Below are 12,329 nucleotides of genomic sequence, written 5' to 3'. Positions count from 1 at the left end.
AAAATGTCCAGTAAAAAATACTCTTCGCACTTTCAGAAATTGGAGATTTCAGTGGCAAAAGAACTAGAGCTTGTTTGTCGACATTATGTTGACCACTTTTAATTCTCTAACTTTAAATAAAAGCCACCCCAAGGTGGCTTAACTCTTAGTAACTAATCGAATTAAAAATGGTAATCAACTGTTAGGAATACTTGTTGAGAGTTATCCACTTTTGTATTTTTTTCGTCGTAGTCTTGCTCTAGGTAGCGATAAGTTAAATCTGTTGACCAGTTTTCATTGATTTTATAGGTAGCACCTACTTGTCCACCATAAACAAAATCTGTTGAGCTATGGTCGTTAATATCGTTCTTCGCTACGCCGGCTGACGCACCCACAAAAACACTGATGTCTTTGTATACTGGAACCATGTAGTCATAAGAAGCTAGAAAAGAGTGCTGTTCAGATTTATCCATGTAGCCATAAGTCCCCATTACACGATGATGGTCATTGATGATTGCACCACCACGAAGTTGAGTCGTTACGTCTTCACCATTTTGGTCATGAGATAGGTGATCATTTTGGTAACCCACACCCACACCTGCGAACCAGTCGGTGTCAGCGGCGAATACAGGTGATGCGGCCATTGTTGCAAGAATGATAGCTGAAGCTGCTGCGAATTTTTTCATATTATGTCTCCAAAAAGAATATTTTGTCCCGCTAACGGGAGGCTATTTTTGCTGTCTGAGGTCATAATATTTAAATATGTGACTAATGAACAATCGCATATGTATGATCCAATCCTCTGTGGTAATTGGAAGTAAATAACCTGATTTGCTCATTACACTTAAATCACTATAAATCATTGACTTATGAAATTCACACTGGTCTTAATTTGACGAAATAGACAAAATCTATAGTAAAATATCGTTGATGATTTTTTAAAGTTTTCATTTTTAGTGTGTAAAATACTATTTTAACAATTTCTTATTCTTAAAAGGATACTAGATTGATGAAGGTTTAGCGTTCAATGTTCTCCTGTTTAACTTGTTTTCTAAAGAGATGTGTGAATATATGAGCCTGAGAGTTTTAAGCGGGTTTTTATTGACAATACAGCGAGTGTGAGTGAACTGTGAGGGTGTTGTTTGCTGATGAAAGCTAGAGAAATATTGGCTATAGAAAGGAGCGTTGTAATAAATAAAAACCTCATTAAACATTGCATTTAACGAGGCAGATATTTCGGGTGTTTACGCTTTGCTAGGCACTCTGAATAAGTCGCTGAATACTTTGGCTATCATCAGAGTGAGCAAGATATTTGTCAGCATAAGAAGCGGTGTTTCTATTTTATATACCGGCGTTAGGTTTAAAGCTCCAGACGTAAGTACGACTAACAAGTTAATACCCAGAACTCGATGTATCATCAGTTTTGGCGTTGAAAAGATGTTCCAGATAACGATGACGTTAATGAAATAGAATAATGCCAGTTGCCACAACTCGGTCAATAATGGCATTAAAAATACGTATTGAAGTAAAATGACCGTTCCGGTCCCAATTACGCCCAAAAAACCGTCTTTGAGAACGCTAGGGGGCATTGTGGGTAAAACACACGAGAATACCCCAGCTAGCAACGGGAATATAAAGCCTCCAGGTATCGGTAGATATATCCAAATTAATGTAGATGTGACAAACATGATCACACCTTGGAGAACTTTACGACCATCTTCATTAAGGTGCTGGAGAAAACTGCGTTTTTCTTGCTCCCAAGATGTCTGAACGTGTTGAATCACAAGATCGTTCTGGTTATCAACTAGTGAGTATTGTGGCTTGTTTGCATCAAAGTTCTTTAGTCGTTCTATCAGCTTTTCGTCGTCGAGGTTATGTTTTGTATTGGACTCGGAACATTCAACCAAGGTTGCTTGAATATGAGCGAGTTCATCTACTCGATTGCGCCAAACTTTCCTATGTTGTTTTAAACGATAACTGCCTGTAAGTGGTAGATTTAAGAGTTGGTACAGCTTTTCAATGTTTGCTGTATTCGACTCCAAAGATTCAGTGAAGACTGAGCCTGGATTTGTGACCGATTCGAGTAATGTAGAGCGAACGGCCTCAAAACATTTGAGGAAGTGTTGTTCAGTATTAACTGGCCATACGAGTCGATAAACCACAGAAAAAGTAATCACGCCTAATATGGTTTCTTGTACCCGTAACAACGCAAAATGGAATGTTGCTTGGTTATCAAACCCACCCATACAAGCGATGATGGAGCAGACAGAAAACCCCATCGTAAATACATAACCATATTTGGCATCACTTGACATGAAAATACATACCCCAAGAAATAGGGTAAAAAAGGTTAAGAACAAAAACTGATCTTGAGAGAACATAGCAATGAGAAAAAAAGCGTATCCGATACCTACGACAGTCCCAAGTAATCGGTTGTAGCCTTTGTTCAGTGAATGCGCGAAGCTCTCGTTTAATGCCATGACGGCAACCGCAATCGCCGCCCAGTATGGTTTTTCCCATTGAAACCACAGGGCGAGGCAAATGGCGATAACAATAGAGAGTGCTGCTTTTATCGCTTCTTTCGTCGAGGCATTAAACATAGCAATCTACCTAATTAGTTTTTGATGATTTTAACGGAAGCCGTCATACCCACGCGTAACTGTAGATTTTCGGGGATTTTGTCTAGCGTCACTTTGATCGGAATGCGCTGAGCTAAACGTATCCATTGAAAATTAGGGTTTACGTTAGGCAGTAGATCGTTACCTGTACTGCCATCTTGCTTAGCGATGCCGTATCCAATACTCTTGATTTTACCCTTTAATACCACGTCATCGTGCATGAGCAAGGTGACGTACGCTTTGTCTTGTGGGTCGACACCAACTAAATCAGTCTCTTTGAAGTAACCCTCTATCCAAAAGCTATTTTCATCAATCAAAGCGACCACTGGTGAGTTAGCTACTACTTGTGAACCAACGCGCAGGTTTAGATTGGTAATATAGCCATCGGTAGGTGCATAAACTTTGGTAAAATCGAGATTTAGATGCGCTTCTTCTACAGTGGCTTTTGCTAGCTCCACATTCGCCATCGCCGTTTCGACCGCATTACTTAAATTATTCAGAGTCAGCACTGGCACTGCGCCGGGAGTACGCTTTTGTAGTTTTAAGGCACGTTGCTCTTCATTTTTCGCTTTAGATAACAGTGCGACTGCTTGTTTCTGACTTGCTAACGCTTTGTTGTAGGTCGCTTGATAAATACTCGGATCAATCTCAAACAATAGATCGCCTTTTTTAACCTTTGAGTTGTCAGTCACGTAAATATCGGTGACTTGTCCGGTTACGCGAGGCGTTATTGAGACAATATAAGCACTAACTTGGCCATCTCGGGTCCAAGGGTTATTTTCGTATGTTTGGTAGTAGCTGTAAAACACAGTACCAGCGGTACAAAGTAATAGTAGAGTGATGAAATAACGTTTAATCACGGGGATCGCCTTAAAATATGGTGATGAACTGACCAACGAGGCCTGTAAAAATAACTATCAGACTTATCTCGGCTAACGCTGGGAAGGCAATGTACTTATGAAGCCCCAGTTTGGTTGCTATCGATCCCACTAACAGCGTTAGTATGTAAGCCAATGCGATAACCAGTAGTAGCGGAGGGAAATAGACCTCTCCCCAGACAAGTTCATGTGGCATTATGCTCATTGCGTTTATCTCTGTTTTCTTGATGAATGAAAAGATAAGGCAATCAGAATAGAAGAGGTAATCGCTTTTGTATGACAGTATCCATCAAAAGCCAAAATTTATAGATATGTGTCTATTTTATGATGGGTAAGGCATTGTTGCTGCGCGTATTTTCAATGCGTCGTTCCCAACGGCGATGAGCTATAAGCGTTATCAAAACAATGCTCCCTCCGATTAAGTTCTCTTTGACGGGGCGCTCGTTGAGAACTAAAAACAGCCAAAGAGGACCAAGTAATAGCTCTAGCAAGAGCACTAAGGACGTTTGTCCTGCTGGTAAATAATTGGATGACTTAGAGATCAAAAAGCCAGACAGTGGAACTACTACACAGCCAAGTAGAGCCATATAAATAAATTGTAAAGCGCCTAGAGAGCCAGGCACCGCACCATTCATCATTGCGACAGCGGACATAACTAAACCTCCAATCACGAGCATTCTGAGACCGTTTACACCACGATTTTTTCTCAATGCTACGAGATAAGAAGCCGATCCCACAGCGGCAATGAGCGCGTAATAATCCCCTTTGGCTTGACCTACACCTAAACCATGTTGAAAAATTATTCCTATTCCCAACATGGAAACCATCATGGCAACCAGTAAAGCTGTTGATAGTTTTTCATGGAGTACGATGAAGGCGATGAAAGAGGCAAACAGCGGGGCAGTATTAAATATCGCTAAAGTGCTTGTCGCGTCTGTGTTGTTCATCGCCAGAACAAAGAAGATGGTTGCTATCGCAAACGAAGACCCACCGATAAGGTCCACAATGGAAAGTGATCGCTTAGCATCGTATGTATGCTTACTCGATGCAAAATATTTGAGTGTGATAATGGTTGCCGATAAGAAAAGTCCTCTCCAGAAGACCAGATTCCACGGTGAACTGTCGACTAACCTAACCAGAAGACTGTCGAAACTCAATATAAACACACCACAAAGGGCATAGAGAGTACCTATCTTTTTGTTCTGCATTTTATAACCTCTACGTGATGTGTAGAAAAGGCGGACTAAGCCCAATAGCGATCATGAGTAAACGAGATAGTGAGCCAAAGATGGTTACTCAGTGGCTTTAGGCACGACTCGACATCAACACGGATTTTGTCCAGTTCCTGTATCTCAAACATTCGAGAAGGGGTGGTATCGATAAAGGTAATATCGACGAAGAGCTGTCGACCGGTTTTTGTGATACGCGCGACATGATCGTCAAATGAATAGCGTGACGAAAGTGGGCGCAATATGTCCTCGATTTCCTGTTGAACCGACTCATCGGGTGCCATGACAAGTAGTTCTTTGATGCTCTTAACCAATCTTGTGATAGGAACCTTAATAAAATAGAGCGTAGCAAGAATCACGGATATTGGGTCGACGTAAGAAGCAAGGTGCTTCAGAGAATCAGTTGTCATCATCAGGTGGCTAATGACAAAAGAAACGACCACCAGAAGACTGAATATCGCATCGACTAACCATTGTTCACACTCGGCTTGTATGAGGTCGTTCTGCTCCTGACTGCAGTACTTTAAGTAGCCCCAACTGCTTAAACAAATTAATGCGGTGATGAGACCATAAGCAATGCCCGAGAAGCTTTCATTATTTTCTGCGCCTCCGTTATGCAAAACCAATACGGCGCTCACAAACCCATAGAGGCAGATAGAAATAATGACGAACGATTTAACCAGGTTCACTAACGGTTCAACAGCGGTTCTACCCATATGAAAACTGCTCTGATGGAATTGGTTTGAGTCAAAGCTATTGTCTTTACTTATCATAACCAGTGCGTACATCGTCATCATCGAGAGCAATATCGACACGCCAGAATATATCGCATCGAAAAGAATGATCCCCGATTGTATGAGGAGTCCCCATACCACTCCTGCCGTCGTATAGAGACAACCCATCGTTATGGAAAATTGGATAAGTTTTTTGTCATTTGTACTGTTACTACTCATTATTTGAATCTTGTGTTTCTTTTTCTATGATCAACCAAACCGGAACTGCACACATCAGAAGTAGTAAGCTCCACATCCCCGCAGTAGGACCACTTCCGTAAATAGTCGCAACAGAAAATACGAATGCGATGGCGCCAATCGGAATATAAGCGTTTATATTTAGCACACGAGAAAGCTTATCTTTTTTGACAAACAAAATGCCTTCTACCACACAACAGAATACATAAGGGATCATGGCCGCATCAGTCGACAGGTCGACAATGAGATTGTAAAACGTGGCCATTGCCTGGCCGCCTGACACATCGACGATTAACAGCAAGCTCGATAGGGTAGCTGAAATTAAAATGCCGTACTTAGGAGAACCAGCACGGTTCACTTTCGCAAACACTTTGGGCATGGCACCGTCTCGTGCTGCCGCCATAGGAACCTGACCCATGAGTAACGTCCAGCCATTGATGGCACCTAAGGAAGAAATAACTGCGGCAATCGATATAATGGTAGCCGCCGTTGGTCCCCACATGACGTGAGCAGCATCGGCAAACGGCGCAGTGGAATGAATCAGAAACTCTCTTGGCAGTACCCCCAGTACTACGGTTGTCCCCAAAATATAAATTAGAGAAGACACCAAGGTACCGACAATGGTGGCGCGTGGAATGGTTTTATCGGCATTTTCTACATCGCCAGCAGGCACGGTCGCTGATTCAATACCCAAGAAAGCAAACATCGTCAACGGAGCGGTTGCCGCTAGAGCGCTAAAGAACGGCTTGTCACTTGGGTTTAATACGGCAAAGTGACTCCAGTCCACCCAGAATAACCCAAAGATACTAATACCAATAAACGGGATCAGCTTGGTGTAGACGGTGACCGCCTGAAACATACCGGCTTCTTTGACACCCTTGATATTAATCGCAGCAATTAACCATATAGCGCCGAGGCCAATTAGAACGTTAACGCCACGCAACTCATGAAGGAAAGGGAAAAGATTATTGAGATATCCAACCAAACCAGCAGCCATGGCGGGTAAAGAGGCCCAAATGGAAATCCAGTAACCCCAGGCCACTAAAAAGCCAGTAAATCGGCCAAAACCTAGTCGTGTGTAGGCATAGGGTCCACCTGTTGATGGGGAAATTCGTGCTAGTCGGGCAAATACAATGCCAAGACAAACCGCAGCCATTGCCATTAGGCCCCAACCAATAATCGCAACCGATCCGTAAGGGGCGAGTGCGGCAGGAGCTATGAAGAAACCGGAGCCAATCATATTACCAATGATCAAAGCCGTACAGGTCCAAAACCCTAAAGACTTTGTTTTGGCGGGTGTGTTATCAGTCATCATAAACCTTCATTGGTGTGTCAATTCAACAAATATTTGAGGGGAGTAAACAAGCCCACCGGAAGTTATCTCCAACAGTGGGCTTATTGTTCAGAGTCAGTTACTTCAATGAGTAAGATTGAATTACGTCCTGACTTTGCTGTTGACCAAAGTAACGTTGGAACAGTTCAGAGAACTCGTTAGTTTGGTATGCGGCACTTAATGCCTTATCCACGCTTAGTCTAAAATCATCGTTGTTACGTGGAACCGCTAGTGATTGAAGTGCTGTCTCATAGACACGGCCTGAAAGTTCTAGGTTGTCAAAACCGCCTTTCGCCATTTCACTGCTTAAAGAGTCTACTTCAGCGAAGTAAGCGTCTGCTTTACCAGAGTTAACCATGTCGAGTCCTTGCTCGTGAGTATCAACACTGACAACCTTAGCAATAACACCAAGGCGTTTAACTTGCTCTTTAACCCAGGCTTCTGTCACCGTTTGCTTGTGGACGACGTAAGTGTGATTCGCAAGGCCACGGTTGACAGTGGCACGCCATTTAGGACCTTCGTGTGCAGGTTTACCTTCGAGTACACGTTTTAAGTCTTGCTGTGCATCTTGATTCAACACTGCGCTAACGCCACCTTGGAAGATGGGAAGCGAGAAGCTCGCCAGCTGACGACGCTCTGCCGTTGGTGTGATCGCGCTACATAAGATGTCGATTTCGCTGTTAGAAAGCTTTTGTAGTCCAGAGTCTAGAGTAACAGGGACAAACTGAATACTATTGCTCTCTACGTCCATCGAATTGGCAACCGCTTTACAAAGATCAATCGCGTAGCCCTCTGGTTGGCCGGTTACCTGGCTTAAAGATGAGAACGGTGCTTCATCAGCAAGGTAGCCAAACGTTAGGCTGTTTTCGTTGGCAAAGGCAACGTTCATTGTCACAGGAAGTAGTACGGATAGTGCTAATGCACTCTGTACCAATGATTTTTTATTTAACATATCTATGTTCCTAATTCTTTAATCAATATGAGTGGTGTGTTGCCACTGATTAGTTATTTGATTCGGCTGATGCTTGAGTTGTGTCTTTTTTATCAAAACGGTAAGCAATGAAGCCGTAAAGAAGATAAGAAAGCATCATCACGACCATGCCGCCAAATACCGCTTCCATTCCTGAAGCGTAAAGTGCGTAAGCGCTGTAAAGAATCGCAACCAGCATGCAAATGATGTTCAGCGTAAATGCTTTACCCGTTACGTTTGCTTTCTTCATGACAATAACCAGTGCAGAGATTGCGGTGATGTAAGGAACAATGTTTGTTACGGCTGCAAGGTCAACCAATTTACCAAACTGCGCCGCTGCGTCAGGAGACATAGTGGTTACCGCGAACAGTGTTTGAATCACACCAGCAATCACCATACCAATTACAGGCGCGCCAGCTTTGTTTAGTTTTGCAAACACTTTAGGGAACATACGGAAATCAGCCGTAAATTTCGCTGTTTCTGCCAGCGTGAACTGCCAGCCAAGCAGAGAGCCTACACACGCAATTACCGCTAGAGCCATGATGATATTACCCACGAATGGGTTAAACATTTGAGCGTAAACGTAAGCAAAAGGCGCACTAGAGTTAGCTAACTCAGCATTAGGAACAATACCTTGAATGACGGCAGTAGATAGAACATAGATAACTGCAGCGCCCAGCGTACCTAACAGACACGCAAGTGGTACATTTTTCTTAGGGTTTTCGACTGCGTCGGAGTTTTGCGCAGCAGACTCCATACCGAGGAATGCCCATAGTGTTAGTGGAATACTTTGCGCGATTGCATCTGACATTTTCAGGTTTTGTGGGTTCCACGCTTGAGCAAAAGTATCTGCCGAGAACCAGAACCAACCGATAATACCCAAACCAGCAACAGGGATGATGACGCCCCAAACTGTAATTGCACCAATTTTACCGGTTAAACGTGCCCCGCCAAAGTTAGCAACAATGGTCAGCCAAATTAAACCTACTACGCCGACAAACAGTGGCGTTGCTCCGGTACCCAGCCAGGGGAAAAATGGTGTCAAGTATCCCACCGCTGAAATAGCAATAGCAACGTTACCAATTGCTAGAGAAAGGTAATAAAGAAATGACGCCATGAAAAAGCTGGATTTCCCATGCGCTTCCTCAGAGTAGGCAGACATGCCACCTGAGCGGTTACAAAACACACCAAGTTGCGCAAATGAGTAAGCGATTGCCATGGAGCCAATTGCGGTAACAATCCACGAAAGGAGTGAAATTGCTCCTATTTGTGCCATAGATGATGGAAGCATGATAATGCCAGAGCCCATCATATTTACCGCAACTAACGTCGTTAGCCCGGTAAGCGTCATCTTTTTGTTATTAGAATCGGCCATTTTAAACTCCTAGAGTTAAGTTTTAATTTTGAAAGATTTATTTTCTGTGTGTAAATGGAAATTTACGTGTTTTTATTTACACGTATTTCTATTTTTAACTCACAAAAAATTGAAAATGGTTATAGATTAAAAATGATTAAATCAATACAAATTAAAATTTCGACTAGTTTTATTGATTACTGATATTAAAAATTAAACAGTATGAAAACTACGACGTTGATTTAAATCGAGTGGGGATATTAGTAGTAATTAGACGGCTATCATAATCGCATTTGGATGATTGCGTCCGTCAAAACCTGAAGCTTAGTCGGTTTTGGAAGGGGGGGGGTGGACACAGGTTGAGTTTTTATTATATTAATATCAATGATTTAATTTTTTTTGGAGTGAGGGGTACTAAATTGGATGCTTAGGAATTAATGAGAGGATAAACAAAAGTTCAATTATCTAATGAGTGTTTTTATTTATTGATTATTTATTGATTATTTGAATGATCTGATCCGTCATAAGCGATTTAAATATCCTTGCGTTAGAGAACATAATGGCGTCCTGATGTGAAACAACAATCTTAAATTAATCCTTATTAAGGAGGAACTGTGAATAAGAATTCCCACAACCTACCAGAGCGTTTGGCAAATCAGTTTCCTGTATTGTTAGTCGCTGATTTAAGTGACAACAATGCAAATGCAAAAAGTGTCGAATCAATTACTAATTATCTAAAACAAGATAATATTAATATAGAGGTGTGCAAAACATTAGATGATTTTGCAACTTATGCTTCTTCAAATCCTGCATACAGCGCGGTGATTATTAGTTGGCACCTATGTCAGTCAAATCAAGAGATAGCATTACAAGTCATTGAAAATATCCGTTTGCGTTGCTCGGGGATTCCCATTTTGCTTGGAATGTCTAAACACCATTCATCTTCGATCCCACTTAGATTTGTTGAAGCTATGGATGGTGTTATCTACGTCCCTGAAGATAGCCCTAAGTTTATAGCAGGACGAATTAAGGCGGCCGCTAAGCGTTATCTCGACACTATCCTACCGCCTTTTTTTGGTGCCATGGTGAATTTTGACGATTCGCATGAATACTCTTGGCATACCCCTGGCCACACAGGTGGCACGGCTTTCATGAAAACGCCTGTCGGTAAAGCCTTTGTTGATTTCTATGGTGAGCAAATGCTGCGTTCAGACCTCTCTATATCGGTCGGCGAGCTTGGTTCCCTTAATGATCATAACGGTCCTGTTGGAGAAGCGGAGAAAAATGCGGCTCGAGTATTTGGCGCAGACCATACATACTTTTCTGTGGGTGGGAGTTCATCAAGTAATGAAATTATCCTACATTCCGCTGTCACAGATGGCGATACGGTTTTGGTTGACCGAAACTGCCATAAGTCATTGAACTATGCATTAAATATGTCCGGGGCAATGCCAATTTATATGGTGCCTAAGCGTAATGCTCGTGGTGTGATTGGCCCGGTACCTTCCAATCAAATGACACAAGATGCTATCAAACAGAAAATGGATGAAAGCCCAATTGTCACAGACAAAGAGACACTGCCAGTACTTGCTGCATTAACCAACTCGACCTATGACGGTTTGTGCTACAACGTTGAAACCACAACGCGCCTATTAAGCGAGTCAGTACCTCGTATCCACTACGATGAGGCATGGTATGCGTATGCTCGCTTTAATGAGCTTTATGAAGGCCGTTATGGTATGCACCGCGGCGAACGTCATCCAGATGACGCTACGATCTCCGTGACGCATTCAACACACAAGTTGCTCGCGGCTCTCTCACAGGCTTCAATGATCCACTTACGTTCAGGCAAGGTTCCTGTAGATCCTGCGCTGTTTAATGAAGCGTTTATGATGCACACGTCGACCTCGCCACAATACAGCATTATCGCGTCGACCGATGTGTCGGCCAAAATGATGGACGATTCCGGTGAATATCTTACAGATGAGTGCATCAGCGAAGCCATCGCGTTTCGTAAAGCCATCGTCAGTATCAAAGATCAAATCCTTGAGCGTGATGAGAGCGACTGGTGGTTTGACATGTGGCAACCCGATGCGGTTGAAGGTGTCCCGTTCGTTCAAGTGGATGATAAGAAGTTAAAAACAGATGCAAGCTGTTGGTATCTAAAGCCGAACGAACAATGGCATGGCTTTGACGACCTAGGCGATGATTACTGCATGCTTGATCCGATTAAAGCCACCGTACTGACTCCTGGCATGAATATTGGCGGTGAACTAGAGGAGACCGGTATCCCGGCGACGTTAGTGTCATCGTTCCTGTCTAGCAGAGGTATTGTGGTTGAGAAAACCGAGCCTTATTCATTCTTAGTTTTATTTTCTATTGGTGCAACCAAAGGAAAGTGGGGCTCGTTGATCTCTGGTTTAGTGGAGTTCAAGCGTCACTACGATGCCAACACACCACTCAGTATCGTATTGCCAAACTTGGTTGAAGAACATCCACAGCGCTATGCGGATATGGGGATTAAAGACCTTGCTCAGCAAATGCATAACGCTATATCGGGCACAGGTATGTTAACGCATATGGACAGTGCATTTACGCAACTTCCAGATGTCGTTAAAAGCCCTCGTGAAACTTACGGACAGTTGGTTAAAGGGAATGTAGAGCGCGTGCCTGTAGAAGAAATGGTTGGTCGTGTCGTGGCCGTGCAGGTTGTTCCTTACCCGCCAGGTATACCGTTGATGATGCCTGGTGAAAAAGTTGAAGCGGGTAATACCGCAGTCATCGATTATTTGCTCGCTCTGCAAGACTTCGACGCCTTATTCCCGGGCTTTGAGCATGATACTCACGGCGTTGAAATTGAAACTAACGAGCAGGGTGAGGCTTATTACAGCCTGTACTGTTTGAAATAAGAGTTCGATGGTGGGGCTTTCGGCCTCACCGTACTTAAACGATATAAATTTTTAATTCGCTCCATAATCTAGGAGCGCATAGAGGAAA

At 43.0% G+C, this 12,329-nt stretch carries 10 protein-coding genes; 1 reads left to right on the top strand and 9 read right to left on the bottom strand.

The window, feature by feature from the left end:
* Nucleotides 1-161: 161 nt before the first annotated feature.
* The 9 genes from VEJY3_RS22830 to potE all read right to left on the bottom strand — a co-directional run bounded on the left by VEJY3_RS22830 (nucleotide 162) and on the right by potE (nucleotide 9,353).
* A complete protein-coding gene (locus tag VEJY3_RS22830) occupies nucleotides 162-665 on the bottom strand; it encodes a porin family protein (RefSeq protein ID WP_014234784.1) in 504 nt (167 codons plus the stop codon).
* A gap of 558 nt (nucleotides 666-1,223) precedes the next feature.
* The gene (locus tag VEJY3_RS22825; protein WP_014234798.1) at nucleotides 1,224-2,579 is read right to left on the bottom strand and encodes an FUSC family protein; all 1,356 of its coding nucleotides are present in this window, start codon (nucleotides 2,577-2,579) and stop codon (nucleotides 1,224-1,226) included.
* 14 nt (nucleotides 2,580-2,593) lie between these two features.
* Nucleotides 2,594-3,457, bottom strand: a complete 864-nt coding sequence (locus VEJY3_RS22820) for an HlyD family secretion protein (RefSeq protein ID WP_014234797.1) — start codon at nucleotides 3,455-3,457, stop codon at nucleotides 2,594-2,596.
* Between the two features lie 10 nt (nucleotides 3,458-3,467).
* Nucleotides 3,468-3,680: a DUF1656 domain-containing protein gene (locus VEJY3_RS22815; protein WP_014234796.1), complete on the bottom strand. Its 213-nt coding sequence runs from the start codon at nucleotides 3,678-3,680 to the stop codon at nucleotides 3,468-3,470.
* Between the two features lie 112 nt (nucleotides 3,681-3,792).
* On the bottom strand, nucleotides 3,793-4,683 hold the full coding sequence (locus tag VEJY3_RS25135) for a DMT family transporter (RefSeq protein WP_014234795.1): 891 nt from the start codon (nucleotides 4,681-4,683) through the stop codon (nucleotides 3,793-3,795).
* 35 nt (nucleotides 4,684-4,718) lie between these two features.
* Entirely contained in the window at nucleotides 4,719-5,657 is a 939-nt protein-coding gene (locus tag VEJY3_RS22805; protein WP_014234794.1) for a cation diffusion facilitator family transporter, read from the bottom strand.
* Nucleotides 5,650-6,990 carry an amino acid permease gene (locus VEJY3_RS22800; RefSeq protein ID WP_202796687.1) on the bottom strand — a complete coding sequence of 447 codons (1,341 nt, stop codon included), beginning with the start codon at nucleotides 6,988-6,990 and terminating at the stop codon, nucleotides 5,650-5,652. Before VEJY3_RS22800 ends, VEJY3_RS22805 begins: the two co-directional genes overlap by 8 nt.
* A 97-nt stretch (nucleotides 6,991-7,087) precedes the next feature.
* Nucleotides 7,088-7,960 (bottom strand): transporter substrate-binding domain-containing protein, encoded by an 873-nt coding sequence (locus tag VEJY3_RS22795; RefSeq protein WP_014234792.1) that lies wholly within the window; start codon nucleotides 7,958-7,960, stop codon nucleotides 7,088-7,090.
* A 49-nt stretch (nucleotides 7,961-8,009) separates the two neighbouring features.
* Nucleotides 8,010-9,353 carry a putrescine-ornithine antiporter gene (gene potE / locus VEJY3_RS22790; protein WP_014234791.1) on the bottom strand — a complete coding sequence of 448 codons (1,344 nt, stop codon included), beginning with the start codon at nucleotides 9,351-9,353 and terminating at the stop codon, nucleotides 8,010-8,012.
* 593 nt (nucleotides 9,354-9,946) lie between these two features.
* Between potE and VEJY3_RS22785 the strand changes: the two genes are divergently transcribed.
* Complete coding sequence (locus VEJY3_RS22785) at nucleotides 9,947-12,241, top strand: Orn/Lys/Arg decarboxylase N-terminal domain-containing protein (RefSeq protein ID WP_014234790.1); 2,295 nt, start codon at nucleotides 9,947-9,949, stop codon at nucleotides 12,239-12,241.
* The last annotated feature ends 88 nt before the right edge of the window (nucleotides 12,242-12,329 follow it).

This window comes from Vibrio sp. EJY3 (assembly GCF_000241385.1).
GTDB classification, from domain to species: Bacteria; Pseudomonadota; Gammaproteobacteria; order Enterobacterales; family Vibrionaceae; genus Vibrio; species Vibrio natriegens.
Note: the sequence above shows the minus strand (reverse complement) of the source record. Positions and strands in the feature narration are given on the sequence as shown.